Below are 16,317 nucleotides of genomic sequence, written 5' to 3'. Positions count from 1 at the left end.
CCCGGTTCGCCTTCAACAGCGTTTCCAGCTCCTCCTGCGACTGCGCAATCGCGGGAAAGCGTTCGCTCATCGGCCAACTCCGGTTGAGGTTGGCTCACAAAGATAAGCTAAGTGAACAATCCGTCAAGGGAATTGGTATTAGTGCCAAGTGCCAAGTGCCTAGTCCTGAGTCCTATTCTTGGCGGCCACAACTCACCTCAACTCACCGCGATCCAGATCCCCGCGCGTTGTCGCGGCCCCCGCGGAGCCCTCCCCCCGCGGCTGGGGCCGCGTACCCCCTCCCGACAACGGGAGGGGATAACTTCGATGGCGGCGCTCGGACGCTGGCGCATGCATCGGCGGTGGTTTGATGCGTGGCCTTCTCCAGCATCGTGACGTCACGATGAACTCTCGTGTGCGAGCGGGGGGAGGGCGCCAGCGAGGCGGGCAGGGCAGCGCCACTCAGCACCAGTCTCGCCAAGCTACCTCTCCCGGTACGGGAGAGGTGGACGGCCTCGGCCGGCCGGAGAGGGCGCGATGCCGCGGCAACGAGCCGAATCCAGTCGCCGCTCGCGGGGTTGACGATGATCCCGAACGCACCGAAGCCCCTCCCCGCAACTCGGAGAAGGGCTTCGTATCAGCACTTAGCACTTGGGACTTAGCACTTAGGACTCAAGACTTGGCACTTGGCACTTGGCACTCAGCACTCAGCACTTTCCTACTCCACCGCCTCCCCCGCCACCGCCGCCGCCCTCGCCTCCGCCGTTTCCGACGCGTGCCCGGGCGGCTGCATCAGCCGCACCACGGTCACGCGGCGCTCCTCGGTCTCCTCCACGCGCAGCTGCATGTCGCCGTCGATGCCGGGGGCGGCGGCCACGTCGCCCACCACGGGAACGCGGCCCAGCGTGCCGAACACGTATCCCCCCAGCGTGTCGAACTCCTCCTCGGGCAGGCGCAGGCCGAAGCGCTCGTTCACCTCGCCCACGCTCACGGCGCCGTCGATCAGCACGTCGCCCTCGGGGGTAGGCTCGAACTCGGGCTCGGGCTCGTCGAACTCGTCGGCGATCTCGCCCACGATCTCCTCCAGCAGGTCCTCCATCGTCACCAGGCCGTGCGTGCCGCCGTACTCGTCCAGCACGATGGCCAGGTGCACCTTCTGCTTGCGCAGCTCCTGCAGCAGCTCGGACACCAGCTTGGTGCCGGGAACGAAGAACGCCGGGCGCAGGATGGAGCGGATGTCGAACCCGGTCTGCTCCAGCTCCTCGCGCTTCGCCAGCAGGGGAAGGAGGTCCTTCTCCAGCACCACGCCCACGATGGAGTCCACCGTTCCCTCGTACACGGGGTAGCGCGAGTGGCCCTCCTCGATGGCGATGCGCACCAGGTCGTCGAACCCGGTGTCGACGGGGATCGCCACCATGGCCGTGCGCGGCGTCATCACCTCGCGCGCCACGGTCTCGGCGAACTCGAACACGCCGCGGATCATGTCGCGCTCGTCGCTCTCGATCTCGCCGGGGTCGGTGCCGTGCGTCACCAGCAGGCGCAGCTCCTCGGGGGTCTGCATCAGCGGGTGCAGCCCGGCCGACGGCACGCCGACGATGCGCAGCGCGCCGCGGACGATGAAGGAAAGCGGGCGGGTGATGGGGAAGAGCGCCGCCGCCAGCAGCTCCAGGAAGGGGATGGAGACGTGCGCGGTGATCCACTCGGCGCGGTTCACGGCGATCAGCTTGGGCACCTGCTGCCCCAGCGTGGCGTGCAGGAGGATGACCAGCGCGATGGAGAGGATGCGGGCGGGAACGGGAAGGAGCCCCAGCGGCTCCCAGAAGCGGTGGGCGGCCACGATGGCGAACCACCCCAGCAGCACGGTGAGCGTGCTGCGCCCCAGCTGCGCCGCGAACACCAGCTCTTCCAGCCGCTCGATGGGCGGCAGGACGCGGTGCGAGCGCGGATCGCCCAGGCGGACGTTCTGTTCGATGCGGGAGCGGCGGACCGCGATGAGCGCGAACTCGGCGGCCGCCAGGAACGCGTTGGCGGTGACGAGGGCCAGGGCTATGAAAAGGGGGAGACTACTCGGGCCGGGGTCGTCCATCGGATGTCTGGGGGGTGACCCGGAGCCCCGCGAACCGGGGCTCCGCAGGCACGCGGCGCCGCGCGCTGGCGGGGGCTGAACTCAGCACCCCGCTGCCGCGCCGCCGCGTGGTCGCGCGGGGCTCAGGCCGCTTCGGCCGGCTCGCGCGCGGGAGCGTTCGCGATCACCGGCCGGCAGAACCGCAGGCCGATGCCCTCCAGCTCCTTCAATTCCTTCTCCTTCAGCGCCGGGTACCGCTCGCCGAGGAACTCCACGGTATCCTTCATCCACTCCACCTGCTGCTCTTCCGTGGCCTGCAGCACGCCGCAGCGGTGGATGTGCGAGAACAGCTCGTTGCGCGCCTCGTCCAGGGCGGTCGGGCGGCTTGGCTTCCTGTCTCTGTCGCGCTCTCGGTTACGGCTCAAACCTGCCTCCTCATCCTCGTAAAGAATCAACCCTCGCGCAGAGGGTACGGTGACGGCATTCGTGTGCCGTCAAATCTAACACTTTCGCCCTTTCCGCGAAACCGCGCCCCCGGCGTCCGTTTCCCCGCCGCCGCGGGGGTGCCGCCGCCCGCCGGAGCGGGTACTTTGGGGGGATGCAACCGCGCCGCCCGCCCGCCGCTCCCGCGCGTCCGCGCCGCCTCTCCGGCCCCGCCTGGTGGGTGGCGCCCGGCTACCGCGCCGGATGGCGCGACGTGGGCGCCTACCGCATCCACTGCGTGGAGGCCGGCGCCGGGGCCGAGACCGTGGTGCTGCTGCACGGGCTCAGCGGGTCGGCGCGGTGGTGGCAACGCAACATCCCCGCCCTGGCGGTAGCACGGCGGGTGGCCGTCCCCGACGTCATCGGCTTCGGGCGCAGCCGCCTGCGCGGGCCGCTTCCCGACGTTCCCGCGCTGGCCGCCGTGCTGGCGGAGTGGATCGCCTCCATCTCGGCCGATCCCGTCCACCTGGTCGGCCACTCGATGGGCGGGCACCTGGCCATCCACGTGGCGGCGCGGTATCCCGAGCGGGTCCGCCGGCTGGTGCTGGTGGACGCGGCGGGGGTCCCGCGGGCGCGGACGCCGCGCAACCTGCTGCGGCTGGCCTTCGAGGCCGGGCCGCCGCGCCGCTGGGGCGATCCGCGCTTCCTTCCCGTCATCTGGAGAGACGCGCTGGTGGCCGGTCCTGTTACGGTGCTCCGCGGGCTGCGCCACATCCTGCGCGACGACGTGCGGCCGCTGCTGCCGCGCATCTCCGCGCCCACGCTGATCCTGTGGGGCGAGAAGGATGGCCTGGTGCCGCTCGAGGCCGCCCGCGAGCTGCGCGCCGGGATCGCCGGCTCGCGCCTTCTCGTCATCCCCAACGCCTACCACAACGTGATGGTCGACCGCCCGGACGAATTCAACGCCGCCCTGCTGAGTTTCCTCGACGGCGGCGAGGTGGGCGAATGATCCCGGACCGCGGATCTCACACGGAGGGAACGGAGGAGCTCATCGCGTGCGGCGCCTTTCCTCCGTTCCCTCCGTTTCCTCCGTTTCCTCCGCGTGAGATTTTCTTCCGCGGTTCGTGGGAGATGCAGTGACGCCGGGGGATGCGGCCGTCGCGTGGTCGCGCGAGCGGTGGGTGCGCGTGGGCGAGTACGACGTGCGCTACCGCGAGGCGGGCGAGGGGCCGCCGGTCGTGCTCGTCCACGGCCTGGGATTGTCGGCGGATTTCTGGTGGAAGAACGGGCCGCCGCTGGCCGTCGAGGGCTTCCGCGTGCTCGCGCCGGACCTCCCGGGCTTCGGGAAGACGGAGGGCCCCGCGTATCTCCCCGTCGAGGCGCAGGCGGCGTGGACGGCGCGCTTCGCGGACGCGCTCGCGCTGGGGCCGGCGGCGTACGTGGGCCACTCGGTGAGCGCGCAGGCCATGCTGCAGCTGGCCGCGGACGAGCCGGAGCGCGTGGCCGCCCTGGTGCTGGCCGCGCCGACGGGGGACCCGGCGCCGCTGCGGCGGACGCGGCAGGCGCTGGGGTTCGTCACCGACGCGGTGTTCGAGCCCGTGGGCCTGGTTCCCGCCGTGGGCGAGCCGTACTTCCGCGCCGGCATCCCGCGCTGGCTGCGGACGTGGGCCTCGGCGGGCGGCCACGACACCCTGGGCGCGGCGCGGCGGGCGAAGGCGCCGGGGATCGTCATCCTCGGCAAGCACGATCCCGTCGTGCGGCGCGGCTTCGCGCGGGAACTGGCCGAGGCGCTCCCCGGCGGGCGATGCATCGAGCTGGAGCGCGGCGCGCACGCCGTGGTCTTCGACGCGCCCGAGGACTTCAACCGCGAAGTCGTCGCCTTCCTGCGCGAGGTCCTGGCGTCGCGGTAGCGCGGCCCGTGTCGTGCGGCGCGGGGGCGATGCATCTCCCGTCTCCCCCTCTCCCCCTCCTCACCCCTCGCCGGAGACGCCTTCCGATGACGATCGCCGAATCGCGCGCCGCGGCCGCGTGGCCCGCGCTGGAGCTGGACGCGTGGGAGCCCACGCGCGACACGCTGCACCTGTGGACGCAGGTCGTGGGCAAGGTGCGGATGGCGCTGTCGCCGTGGGTGAACCACTGGTGGCATGTGCCGCTGTACGTCTCCGCGCGCGGGCTGACGACGTCGGCCATTCCATACGGCGCGGGTGCGTTCCAGATCGACTTCGACTTCATCGCTCCCCAGCTCGTCATCTCCTGCAGCGACGGGCAGAGCCGCACGATGCGGCTGGAGCCGATGACGGTGGCGGACTTCCACGCGGGGGTGATGGCGCGCCTGCGCGAGCTGGGGATCGGGGTGCGCATCTGGCCGGTGCCGGTGGAGCTCCCCGATCCCATCCCCTTCCCGGACGACACCGTGCACGCCGCGTACGATCCGGAGTACGCGCACCGGTTCTGGCGGGTGCTGGCGCAGAGCACGCGGGTGATGACGGAGTTCCGCGGCGCCTTCCTGGGCAAGTGCAGCCCCGTGCACTTCTTCTGGGGAAGCTTCGACCTGGCGGTCACGCGCTTCAGCGGCCGCACCGCGCCGCCGCACCCCGGCGCGCCGAACGTGGCCGACGCGGTCACGCGCGAGGCGTACTCGCACGAGGTGAGCAGCGCGGGGTTCTGGCCCGGCGGCGGGCCGATGCGCGAGGCCATCTTCTACGCCTACGCCTACCCCGGCCCCGACGGGTTCGCCGGCTACCCGGTGCGCCCCGCCGCCGCCTCGTGGTCCCCCGACTTCGGCGAGTTCATCCTCCCCTACGATGCCGTCCGCACCGCCGCGGACCCCGACGCCACCCTCCACGCCTTCCTGGAATCGACGTACGAGGCGGCGGCGGAGCTGGCGAAGTGGGATCGGAAAGCGCTGGAGCGCGGATGAGTGCGCACTGAGTGTTGCATCTGGACGTTTTCTACGCCAGAATTCGTTCGATGCCGGAACGTCGCGCGCCGGTGCGGGTTGTAGATGCAACGGGAGGAACCCCAGTGCGCACACGATTTCGCGAGGACAAGACGACCCAGGCGGCGGCGCGGCTGCTCCATCTGCGGGGCGGAGCGATGAGCCATCTGAAGCTCATCAAGCTGCTGTACCTGCTGGACCGCGAGGCGCTGCTGCGCTGGGGGCGGCCGGTGACGTACGACTGGTACTACTCCATGCCGCACGGCCCGGTGCTGAGCTACACGCTGGACCTGATCAACTCCGAGGAAGCCGGCGGCCGCACCTACTGGGGCCGCTTCATCGCGCCGAAGAGCAACCACGAGGTCCGCCTTCGTGACGCTGCCGCCACGCCCGCCGACCAGCTTTCACCGGCGGAAGAGGCGCTGATCGCCGAGATCTTCGGGACGTACGGCGGGATGACGCGCTGGCAGCTCCGTGACTTCACCCACACGCTCCCGGAGTGGACGGACCCGCAGGGATCGTCCATGCGGATCGAGCATCGCGACATCCTGCGCTACGGCGGCCTTTCGGACGACGAGATCGCGCAGGTGGAAGCGGACCTGGAGGAGTCGGCGCTCGCCGACGCGATCTTCTAGTCCGTGCCGGTCTCCGCGGGCAACACCTTCATCCTGACACGCGCGACGGGGTCGACGCCGCATCTCTGGGTCGTCCTGTGCGATCCGGTGGGCGATCCGGCCGAGGTGGTCATCGCCAGCCTGAGCACCTCCCGCGCGCACTCCGACGACACGGTGTCCTCCACGCGGGCGATCACCCGTTCGTCCAGCACCCCACCTGCGTCTACTACTCCGACGCGCGCATCACCACGGTCGCGCGGCTCGAGATCGCCATCCGCCAGCGGCAGGCGATCCAGCGCGCGGAGATGGATGCCGCCCTGGTCGAGCGAATCCGCGCGGGACTGTATCGCTCGCCGTTCACCGTACACGCGCTGCGCGAACGCTGCCGCGCGTTCTTCGGCCCGCCCGAGGAGTAGCCGCTTCAACCGAACGCGCTTCACGAGAAGACGCGCAGGCACGGAGGAGTTCTCCGCGCCTCCGCGTCGCCGCGTGAGGCCTGCTGTCGACGCGCCGACTACTCGCCCAGCCGCTCCGCGATGGCCCAGGCGAGCAGCGGCAGCATCAGCTCGTGGTGGCCGGTGATGTGGAAGCCGCGGCCGCCGCCCGAGCGGGTGGGACGCTCGACCACGTTCACGCGCGGGCGGTAGTGGCGCTGCATGTCGAAGTCCGCGGCCACGAACCCGCGCGGCCGCCCGCCGTTCAGGTTGCGCGCGACGGTCAGCGCCTTCAGGAACACCTCCGGCATCACCACCGCGCTGCCCAGGTTGATCACCACGCCGCCCTCGTCCAGCGCGGGGAGCGCGGCGGCCAGGCGCCGGAAGTCGCGGTGGCCGGTGTCGCCGATGGCCGCGCCGCTGGCCGCGGGGTGCTGGTGGATGATCTCCGCGCCGACCGCCGGGTGCAGCGTGTACGGCACCCCCAGCCGGAACGACTGCATCAGCAGCGACAGCTCGGGATAGGCCAGGTCGTTGCGCTCGTTCAGGTCGCGGGCGAGCGCTTCCCCCATCCCCCAGCCTTCCCGCATCCCCCGCACGAAGGCCTCGTTCATGTCGCGCCCGGTCTCCTCGGCCATGCCGAACGACCCGTCCGCCAGCCCCGCCTCCACGTCCTCGCTGGTTCCGCCCCAGCGCGCCATCTCGTAGTCGTGGATCCCCGCCGAGCCGTTGGACGCCAGGTGCGTGGCCGCGCCGCGCCGCATCAGGTCGATCAGCAGCGGCGCCAGCCCGGTCTTCACCACGTGCCCGCCGAGCATCCATACGACCGCCTTCCGCGCGCGGACGGCCGCCGCGACGGCGTCCACCACCTGCACGAAGGCGTCGGCCTGCAGCACGTGCGGGAGCGAGTCCAGGAACGCGGCGAAGGTGCGGTCGCCGGCCTCCGCGGGCGGCGGCGAGGCGAACTGCTCGGCCACCACCTTGTTGGGGCGCGTGGAGACGGGAAGGGTGCGCACAAGCGAAAGGTCCGCCTCGGGAGCGTTCCCGGAGGCGGACCCCGCAGCGCGATGGTCGTCGCTGGTCACGTTGGATTGGTTCGGGAGATGGGGATCAGGAGCCCGCGCGGTAGGTGCGCATCGACATCGTCAGCGACCCCACCACCGGCACGCGGCTCTTGATGAGCACGGGGATGCGGCGCTCGTCGTCGGTGAAGTAGATCTCCGCGCGGCCGCCCTCGCCGAAGATCCCCGACGTGCGGATGGTGGGCTGCACCACCACCGTGCGGAAGCGGCCGGCGGGCACCGTCACCGTCTCCTTGCGGACCACGCGCAGCACCACCGGGTTGCCGCTTTCCTTGAAGTAGCGGGTGAGCGTGTAGGTGTCGCCCACCTCCAGCGGCAGGGTGCGCGCGTAGTACATGAACGACAGCTCGTCGAGCGGCTTGTCGGTGGGGATGGTGCCGGTCTCGCCGTTGTCCGGGCGGCGGAAGGTGCGGCGCGCCGGATCGAAGTCGTACGTGCGGTTGCGGCGGTAGCGCACCTCGTGCACGTCCTGGATGAAGCGCCGCGAGAACAGCCCCTGCGCGTCGATCCACGACTCGTAGCGGTCGTCCACGCGCGCCAGCGGCACGCCGCCGGACACGCGCATCCGCGCGTGGAAGGTCTGCGCGCCGCCGATCGTCTCCATCCCCGCGATCTCCACGTACCCGCTGCCCACGCTCAGCGCGCCCAGCTTCACCTGGTACTCGGCGCGCTCGCCGCTGGCGAAGGGGAGGCGCGCGGCGCGCGCGCCTTCCTGCATGCGCCCCGCGCCGGCCAGCACCACCACGGCAGCCAAGGCCGCGGCGGCGGAAACCCATCTATGTCCACGCACGAAAGTCATCTCGTTGCTCCACTGAAGTCACCTCATCAAGCCTCGTCCCCACCTCCACCCATCGTCCCGCTCTCGTTCCCGCCGGTGGCCCGAGGAGGCGAATCCCCGCCCGTCGGACCGCCACCGCTACTGCTCGGGCCAGCGTCGAAGCTGCCTTCGCCACGATCGCCGGCACCGCTCTCGACGCGGTGCGCGCCGCCGCCGCTCACTCCCGATTCGCCACCACTGCTTCTGCCCGCGTCGAAATCGGCCGGCGACGCGTCCCCGGGGCCGCTCTCTCCACCGCCGGATTCGGGGGATTCGCCGCCTTCCGCGCCCTGCGGCTTGCGGCGCGGGCGGCGGGGGCGCGGCGGACGCTTGCGCTTCGGCGGGGCGTCGGATGCCTCTCCGGGCAATGCCGCGTCGGGCTGATCCGTCCCCGCTGCGGCTTCGGCGGCAGGGGACGCAGCCGCGGACGCACTCGCATCCGGCGACGCATCCGCATCCATCGACGCGGCGGGCTTCTTTCCGCGGCGGGAGCGGGAACGGCGCTTCCGCGGCCCATCTCCCTGCGGCTGGCCCTCGCTCTCCGGCGATCCATCGCCCTGCGGCTCCGAATCCCCCAACGTTCCGGCGAACGGCTGCTCCGCATCGGGAGACGGGCTGCGCTGCGGGTCGCCGGAAGATGGCTCGCGGCGGCGCGGCTCCGGCGCCTCGGCCGCGGGGGGACGCTGGCGCTGCGGCTCGGCATCGCCCTGCGCGCGAGGCTGCTGTGCATCGCCCTGCGGCTGGCGATCGCCGTCCTTGCGGCCGCGGTTGCGCTTGCGCGGCGGGCGGGTGCGCTCGGTGGACGGCGCGGCGGGCGCGGTGGACTCGGGCGCGCGCTGCGGCCGGGGCTGGCGCGGCGCCTCGGGGGCGGGCTCGCGGCGCGGCGGCTGCACGCGCGTGGCGTCGGCGGCGGCGGGCTCGGGGCGCGGCGGCTTCTGCGGCGGCTGCTTCGCGTCGGACGCCGCGGCGGCGGCGCGGGCCTCGGCCAGGCGGCGCGGCGCCTTCCGCGCGAAGTCCCACAGCTCCAGCGCCGTGCTCCACGGGCGAAAGCGCGTGGGGCGCTCGCGGCGGGTGTAGTGCAGCGAAACCTCGGCGTCCTCGGCCCGCCGCACGTGCGGCGTGACGCAGAGGAGCAGCTCGGCGTTGGCCGCCCAGCCGTGCTTCGTGAGCAGCGGCTTGCCGTCGCGGTCCTGCAGCGCGCGCTTCAGCACCGAGACGCGGTAGGCGCGGAAGCCGGAGAGCGGGTCGCGGATCTCCTTGGGGCGCGGCGAGCGCGACACCAGCCAGGGAAGCCCGCGCCGCGACCAGCGCAGCGACCGCGGCAGCTCGCCCTCCGTCTCCTTCACCGCCGTGCCGACGATGTCCGCGCCGCCTTCCAGCCGCTTCAGCAGCTGCGGGATGTCGTCCGGGCTTTCGGTGAAGTCCGCCTGCATCACGATCAGCCCGTCGCGCTTGGGGTGCGTGGACAGGCGCACCGCCTCGCGGATCAGCTTCTCCAGCGCCGGCGCGTACCCCTGCGTCTTCTCGTTGCGCAGCACGGTCACGGGAAGGACGCGGGCGTACGGCTCCAGCACCTCGCGCGTGTCGTCGGTCGAGCCGTCGTCCAGCACCAGAACGTGGTAGTCGCGCGGGAACTCCTCCATCACCTGGCGGATCTTCCAGAGGAGCACGCCGATGGTGCGCGCCTCGTTCAGCGCGGGAATGCAGATGTAGATCACGCGTCGTCCGGGTCGGTGTCCGCGGGGACGGATGCGGCCTCGGCATTACCCGATTCCGCGGCGAAATGTTCCGGTCCGGGGCTGCTTTTCCAGCGCCGGTGGAACCAGAAGTACTGCTCCGGCGCCTTCCTCACCTCGCCCTCGAGCCGCGCCGCCAGCTCGGCCGTGAGCGCCCGCACGTCGGCCTCCAGGTCGCCCGTGCGGACGACCGGGACGCGCTGCCCCGACACCTCGTAGCGCACCTCGCGCCCGGGTAGGCGGCGGGCCACGCAGGCGAACACCGGCGCGCCCAGCTTCAGCGCGAAGAGCGCGGGCCCGCGGTGGGTGGACGCCGGGCGGCCGAAGAAGGGGACGAAGACGCCGGCGCGGCGCGCGTCCTGGTCGCCCACGATGCCGATCACCCGGTTCCGGCGCAGCAGCCGCGGGACGCGCGACGGCGCTTCGCGCTGGGTGATGGTCTCCACGCCCAGGTTCAGCCGCAGCCCGTTCAGGCGCGCGTCCACCAGCCGGTTCCCCTGGCGGCGGACGATGGCGGCGATCGGCGTGCCGCGCGAGGCGACCGTGGCCGCGGCGATCTCCCAGTTGCCGTAGTGGCCGGTGACGAGGATGACGCCCTTCCCCTCGTCCAGCGCGCCCTGCAGCTCATCCCATCCGACCGGGACGGTGCGGTCGACGATGGCCTGCCGGTCGAGCTTGCCCAGCCGCAGGATGGCGGCGGACTCGCGCCCCAGGTGCTCGTACGCGGCGCGCGCGGTCGCGTGGATCCACGCCTCCGGCTGGCCGGGATAGGCCAGGCGGAGGTTGGCCTCGACCACCTTCCGCCGGATCCCCAGCCGGTACACCATCCGCCCGATCCGCCGGCCGACGGCGTCCGCCACGCGCTCGGGGAGCGTGGCCACCGCGGTCTCCAGCGTCCGCGCCAGCGCGTACTCCACGCGGTGCGCGGGCGTGTGGCGCGGCCCGTCGCCGTCCGCGCCACGCGCCGTCGCGGGGGACGGAGACGCGGGCGGGGCGGGGGAGGGGGATGGAGATGTAGATGGCTTCGTGTCCGGCATCGGTCTATCCAGCTTCAACTTCGATGTTTCGGTCGATGATCAAGCGGCAGCGGGGAGAGCCTTCGTTGGCGCACCTGCTCACCTGCTCACCGGGAATGGAATTCCCGGGCAACAACAGCACAAAGTCCCTGCGGGACTGCGGCCTCGGCATCCCGGCGCTTCGATGGATGTCGATGCTGCCGCGCGGCTCGCGGCTTAGCGCTTCTTCGCGACCTCTGCCAGCAGCGCCTCGTAGCGGTCGATCATGCGATCGAGGCTGAAGGCGTCGCGGGCGCGGGCGCGGCCGGCCGCGGACATCCGCGCGCGGGCGGTAGGGTCGCGGGCCAGGCGCACCAGCGCGGCGGCGAGCGCGTCCGGATCGCCCGGCGGGACGAGCAGTCCCTGCACTTCGTGCTCCACGATCTCCGGCAGGCTGCTCGCGTTCGCGGCTACGACGGGGACGCCCGCCGCCAGCCCCTCCGCCGCCACCAGCCCGAACCCCTCCCAGTGCGAGGGGACGGCCAGCACGTCCATCGCCCGCAGCAGCTCGGGGATGTCGCGGCGGTAGCCCAGCCAGTGCACGCGCTCCGCATCCGCCAGCAGCGCGCGCGTCCGCTCTTCCGCCGGGCCCTTGCCGACCATCACCAGGTGCGCGTGGGGGAGGGCGGCGGCCACCGCGGGCCAGGCGCGCGCCAGGTCCAGCACGCCCTTGCGCTCGTCGAACCGCCCGATGAAGCCGATCGCCAGCGCGCTCTCCGGCAGTCCCAGCGCGGCGGGAGTCGCCCGGTCGAAGCGCGCGGCGTCGATCCCGTTATGGATCACCGCCATCGAGTCCGGCCGCAGCCAGGGCGCCGACCGCAGCAGCGTCTCGCGCGTCGCCGCGGAGTTGGCCACGTGCCGCGCGGGGAGCGCGCCGAAGAACAGGCGGTGGTCCGGGGTGCCGCGCAGCGGGCGGTCGTTGGCGTGCCGGACGACGACGGGGATGCGCCGCATCCACGCCGCGGGGCCGGTGAGGCGCACGTCCTTCTTCATCAGCGTCAGCACCACGTCGGCCCGGTGGCGGCCGAGGGCGCGGGCGGCGCGCCAGACCACGCCGGGGTGCAGGTCCATCCCCTTCAGGATCGGCTCGAAGGGCGCCACCCCGCGCAGCCGCTCCTCCAGCGGCGAGTCCGGCCGGCCGAACACCGCGACGTAATGGCCGCGCTCCTGGAGCCCCCGCGCCAGCACCTCCGTCACCTGGTGCACCCCGCCCCAGCTGTACGAGGCGTTGCTGAGCACGATGCGCATTCAGGCGCGCCGCCGCGGGCGGAGATCGGGTGCGTTCACGCGCGACAAAGTAACCCCGCCGTCCCGCATCGTCCACGCGCACGAGCGCAGGCCGGGGAGACGAAATGGCACGGGCCCCGCCGGCATGGCGCCGCGGGGCCCGGTGCTGCGTGCGTGCTTCGCAGGGCGGATCCATGCGTCCGAACCGGCCGATCCAAGGGGCGGGAGTGTTGTGGCCGTGCTCCGGCTACGCGCCGACGTTCAGCGTGCCGGTCATCCCCAGCGCGGCGTGGGGATCGCACTGGAAGTAGTACGAGCCGGGCTTCAGCCCCACGACGTACTCCTTCGTCTGCCCCGCCGCCTGCATCAGCTCGCTGGGGGCGGGAAGTCCCTGCACGCCGGGGTTCCGCGCGGCCGGAAAGCTCACGTTGTGCACGCCGCCGCCGGACACCAGCGTGAAGCGTAGCACGTCGTGCTCCTTCGCGCTGACGGCGTTCGGCTCGAAGCGGTTTCCCTGCTCGTCGGTGATCATTTTGATCTCGATCACCCGGCCGTTCCCCTCCCCCGGCGTCCCGAGGGCGACGGGCCCGGAGCTCGCCGCTGGCGCGGGAGCCGCCGCCTGAGCGGTGTCCGCGGGGGCATCGCCATCCACGCTGTCCCTCCCGCCGCCGCACGCCGCCGCGAGCAGCAAGACGCCGAGCGCGGCGACGGCCAGCAGGTTCCCGTGCTGCATCGAAGTCCTCGTCATCGAGAAGGGAGTGGGCGGTCTCGTCCGTCGCCGCCGAATGTGGCCATCCCCGCGGAGCCGGTCCATCCGGATTCCCCCGCACCTGCGTGGGGATGATCCCGACGCGAGCTTGCAGAGCGGAGATCGTGTCTTGGCGGTGGTCGGCAGATGAAAAGCGGCGGGCGAGAGATGCCTCTCTCGCCCGCCGATGCGTTCGTCTGCTTACGTCAAGATTCCGATCTACGCGGAGACGAACAGCGGGCGCAGCTCCGACGCGCCGGTGACTGCGAGCTGCGCCGCGGCGCGGCCGCAGAGCGCCCCGATGACGTTGCCGGTGCCGCTGTACCCGCCGAGCGCCCAGACGCCGGGCTCCACCTCGTCCAGCACCGGCAGCCCGTCTTCCGTGTAGCCGACGGGCGCGGCCCAGCGGTGGGTGATGGGCGCGTCGACGCCGAGGGTGCCGCGCAGGAAGTGATCGATCATCTCCTGCACCACGTCGCCCGGCTCGGCGTGGTGCGTCCACTCCGGGTCGCCGCCGCGGTCGCGGAAGCCGCCCAGGGCGATGCGGCCGTCCGGAAGCTGCTGCCACCACTCGTATCCCCAGCGCATGTAGCAGGGACGCGGGAAGCGGATCTCCGGGAGCGGCGCCGTCGCCACCATCTGCAGCCGCGCGGTGCGGACGCGCCCGGCCAGCGCGGGCACCAGCTGCTCCAGCCGCCCGTCGACGGCCACGATCACGCGACCGCAGCGCACGCGTCCGCCCGGCGTGCGCACCTCGCCCGCGCGCAGCTCGGTCGCGGGCGAGTGCTCGAACAGCCGCGCGCCCGCATCCGCCAGCCGGAGCGCCAGGGTGCGGCAGCGGAGCAGGGGATTGAACGCGCCGTCGGAGGGGATGAGCAGCCCGGTGCCCTCCGCGCCCTCGTACCACTCCACGGCCAGCCCGTCCGCTCGCATGGCGGCCAGCTGCGCGCGGCAGTCCGCCACCTCCTCGTCGTCCGCGGCGATGCGGAGCGAGCCCACGCGCCGCACCGCGTCCGGCGTCTCCGCGGTGATGCGGTCGACCTCGGCGAGCGTGGTGCGGTAGATGGTCAGCGCGCGCTCCCGCCCGTACGCCGCGACCGCGTCGTGGTAGAACTCGTACGCGCCGGCCAGCAGGAACCCGCCGTTTCGCCCCGCCGCCCCGCCCGCGACCATCCCCGCGTCCACGCCCACGACGCTCACGCCCATCCGCCGCAGCTCGCCCATGCAGGTGAGCCCCGACCCGCCCAGCCCCACCACGCACACGTCGGCGGTGACGTCGTCCTCCAGCCGCGGCAGCCCCGCCCAGCTCCCGTCGTCCCACACCGGCGTGTTCCGCGCGGCAATCTCGGTATCAGTCACGTGACTCTCGGGGATGAAAAAAGCAGAGTAGACGTCATCCTGAGGCCGGCCACGCCGACCTCGTCCTGCCCGAATGCCGGCAGGCCGAAGGATCTATCGCTAGTTCCGGCACTGCGTTGCGGAGTCGCAAAGATGCGTGGCGGCGACTCTCACCCCATGCCAGAGCGCGTCCGATGCGATGTGGCGACGTCGGATTATAGATCCTTCGGCCTGCCAGCATCAGTGAGGGTTCAGCATCGGTGTGGCCGGCCTCAGGATGACGTCGGATGTTGTGTGCGCGGGATTGGCTCCGGTCGCGCCGATGCTTCGACATCGCACGCACTCACGCACTCCCGCACTCCCGCACCTACTTCCGCAGCAGCTTGAACGCGTGCGTCCACGCGCCGGTGCGGATGCCGTGCACGATCCAGAGCATCGCCAGCGGCTCCAGCAGGCGCGCGCCGTCGATGCCGCCGGTCTCCACGATCTCCCAGCCGAAGTCGGTGCAGATGCCGGCCACGGCGTGCTTCGCGCCGTCGTCGTTGCCGCAGATGAACATCGTCGGCGGGCCGCAGGGGAAGTCGGGGTCCACCATCTCCCCCGCGGTGATGATGTTGAACGCCTTCACCACCTTCGCGCCGGGAAGCCAGCGCTGCACCTGCTCGCCGCCCGAGTCGCCGAACCCCAGCGCCAGCCGCGGCGCGCCGGTGGAGAAGTCGAGCGGGTTGGTGACGTCGATCACCACCTTGCCCGCCAGGTTCTCCGCGCCGGCGAGCTGCAGCGCGCTTTCCGTCCCGCTCCACGCCGTCGCCAGCACCGCGATCTCGCCGAACGCCGCCGCCTGGGCGAAGGTTCCGGCCGACGCGCGCCCGCCCGCCTTCGCCGCCCACTCGCGCACCTTGTCGCTGCCGGGATCGCGCGAGCCCATCATCACCTCGTGCCCGCGCCCCGCGAAGCCGAGCCCGAGCGACTGCCCCACCACGCCGGTGCCCAGGATGCCGATCTTCATCTCGCGTCTGCCGTCCAGGGGAATTCAGGGGGGGAGATGCCGAAAAGGTGCGCCACCACTGATCTCTCGGCAAGATGATGATCCGGAGATGGGGATGCGCCCCGCCGCCTCTCCCTGCGCCGAACCGAGTCCGCGAAGGCGGACTGCGTGCCGTCGTAGCCGCGAGTTCACTCGCATTTTCGGGTTCACGGATCCCGTCGATCTCCCCCAAACGGCACCGGGCCGACTCCCTGGTGGGGAGCCGGCCCGGCGCGCCAGGCCGGGCAGGCCGGCGGGTCACGCATCAACCGATCAGCATTGTCACCTGCGTACGTCGTGGACCTGCGCATCGAATCGGCCCGCGAACCTGCTCCGGCCCTGGTGTGTCGCCGCCAGATGAATGGAACTGCGTGCAATTGTCGTTACGGCCATGATCTGCCGGGCGGCCACGGGGACGGCGGGCTGAGCCTGCGTACCTGTGACGGGCGACGATGTCCGGCGCATCAAGAGGCCGAACCCGTGGACCTGCTCCCGGCGGCGGATCTGTGTGCTGCTGGGCCCTGCGGACCGCTGGCGGCGCTGCTGCTGGAAAAGAAGCCCCGCGGATGAACGGCCGTGCGAATGAAACTGCTGCGGATGAAATTGTTCCCGATAATCTGCGACGCGTGAGTGTTGCAGATTGTATGCCGATTCGTACGCGGAACGTCTCAATCGGCGCGAACCCGATGTGGCGGCGCATGTTACGGATTGTCTCCCTAACCAGTCGTTTCCGGCAGGATGTGGGGCGCGGCCGTCCGGTCGTGACACCCGCGCCGCATGTTCATGTCCCACCCGCGGCCCCATGTGGACGGGAGTGACACGCCGCGGAGGCGC

The 16,317-nt window shown here is 72.0% G+C and carries 15 protein-coding genes; 4 read left to right on the top strand and 11 right to left on the bottom strand.

Translation table 11 applies throughout. The annotated features are described in order from the left end of the window. Positions 1–697: 697 nt before the first annotated feature. Entirely contained in the window at positions 698–2,065 is a 1,368-nt protein-coding gene (locus VLK66_RS19970) for a hemolysin family protein (protein ID WP_325311234.1), read from the bottom strand. Positions 2,066–2,187: 122 nt separating this feature from the next. Continuing rightward, positions 2,188–2,469: a hypothetical protein gene (locus VLK66_RS19965; RefSeq protein WP_325311233.1), complete on the bottom strand. Its 282-nt coding sequence runs from the start codon at positions 2,467–2,469 to the stop codon at positions 2,188–2,190. Positions 2,470–2,642: 173 nt separating this feature from the next. On the opposite strand from VLK66_RS19965, the gene VLK66_RS19960 reads away from it, so the two are divergent. From VLK66_RS19960 to VLK66_RS19945, 4 genes are all read left to right on the top strand, one after another. Further along, positions 2,643–3,476 (top strand): alpha/beta hydrolase, encoded by an 834-nt coding sequence (locus VLK66_RS19960; protein ID WP_325311232.1) that lies wholly within the window; start codon positions 2,643–2,645, stop codon positions 3,474–3,476. Positions 3,477–3,603: 127 nt separating this feature from the next. Beyond that, positions 3,604–4,377, top strand: a complete 774-nt coding sequence (locus VLK66_RS19955; RefSeq protein WP_325311231.1) for an alpha/beta hydrolase — start codon at positions 3,604–3,606, stop codon at positions 4,375–4,377. An 86-nt stretch (positions 4,378–4,463) separates the two neighbouring features. Continuing rightward, positions 4,464–5,387, top strand: coding sequence for a DUF5996 family protein (locus VLK66_RS19950; protein WP_325311230.1), 924 nt, complete (start codon positions 4,464–4,466; stop codon positions 5,385–5,387). A gap of 176 nt (positions 5,388–5,563) precedes the next feature. Then, the gene (locus tag VLK66_RS19945; protein ID WP_325311229.1) at positions 5,564–6,040 is read left to right on the top strand and encodes a Panacea domain-containing protein; all 477 of its coding nucleotides are present in this window, start codon (positions 5,564–5,566) and stop codon (positions 6,038–6,040) included. Here VLK66_RS19945 and VLK66_RS19940 read toward each other — a convergent pair. The 9 genes from VLK66_RS19940 to VLK66_RS19900 form a co-directional block, all read right to left on the bottom strand. Continuing rightward, positions 6,037–6,477 carry a hypothetical protein gene (locus VLK66_RS19940; protein ID WP_325311228.1) on the bottom strand — a complete coding sequence of 147 codons (441 nt, stop codon included), beginning with the start codon at positions 6,475–6,477 and terminating at the stop codon, positions 6,037–6,039. The two genes, VLK66_RS19945 and VLK66_RS19940, sit on opposite strands and share 4 nt — an antisense overlap. Positions 6,478–6,533: 56 nt before the next feature. Continuing rightward, a complete protein-coding gene (locus tag VLK66_RS19935) occupies positions 6,534–7,469 on the bottom strand; it encodes a hypothetical protein (protein WP_325311227.1) in 936 nt (311 codons plus the stop codon). A gap of 94 nt (positions 7,470–7,563) precedes the next feature. Continuing rightward, the gene (locus VLK66_RS19930; RefSeq protein ID WP_325311226.1) at positions 7,564–8,334 is read right to left on the bottom strand and encodes a DUF3108 domain-containing protein; all 771 of its coding nucleotides are present in this window, start codon (positions 8,332–8,334) and stop codon (positions 7,564–7,566) included. A gap of 26 nt (positions 8,335–8,360) precedes the next feature. Further along, positions 8,361–10,070, bottom strand: a complete 1,710-nt coding sequence (locus VLK66_RS19925) for a glycosyltransferase (RefSeq protein WP_325311225.1) — start codon at positions 10,068–10,070, stop codon at positions 8,361–8,363. After that, positions 10,067–11,125, bottom strand: coding sequence for a lysophospholipid acyltransferase family protein (locus tag VLK66_RS19920; RefSeq protein WP_325311224.1), 1,059 nt, complete (start codon positions 11,123–11,125; stop codon positions 10,067–10,069). The genes VLK66_RS19925 and VLK66_RS19920 overlap by 4 nt, the downstream gene beginning before the upstream one ends. Before the next feature lie 195 nt (positions 11,126–11,320). Then, entirely contained in the window at positions 11,321–12,391 is a 1,071-nt protein-coding gene (locus VLK66_RS19915) for a glycosyltransferase family 4 protein (protein WP_325311223.1), read from the bottom strand. A 226-nt stretch (positions 12,392–12,617) separates the two neighbouring features. Beyond that, positions 12,618–13,103, bottom strand: a complete 486-nt coding sequence (locus VLK66_RS19910) for a plastocyanin/azurin family copper-binding protein (RefSeq protein ID WP_325311222.1) — start codon at positions 13,101–13,103, stop codon at positions 12,618–12,620. 234 nt (positions 13,104–13,337) lie between these two features. Then, positions 13,338–14,477 (bottom strand): FAD-binding oxidoreductase, encoded by a 1,140-nt coding sequence (locus VLK66_RS19905; protein WP_325311221.1) that lies wholly within the window; start codon positions 14,475–14,477, stop codon positions 13,338–13,340. Positions 14,478–14,823: 346 nt separating this feature from the next. Then, positions 14,824–15,465, bottom strand: coding sequence for an NADPH-dependent F420 reductase (locus VLK66_RS19900; RefSeq protein ID WP_325311220.1), 642 nt, complete (start codon positions 15,463–15,465; stop codon positions 14,824–14,826). Positions 15,466–16,317 lie beyond the last annotated feature (852 nt).

This window comes from Longimicrobium sp., assembly GCF_035474595.1.
Taxonomy (GTDB): domain Bacteria; phylum Gemmatimonadota; class Gemmatimonadetes; order Longimicrobiales; family Longimicrobiaceae; genus Longimicrobium.
The sequence above is the reverse complement of the archived record's forward strand: the minus strand, read 5'-3'. Positions and strand labels throughout refer to the sequence as shown.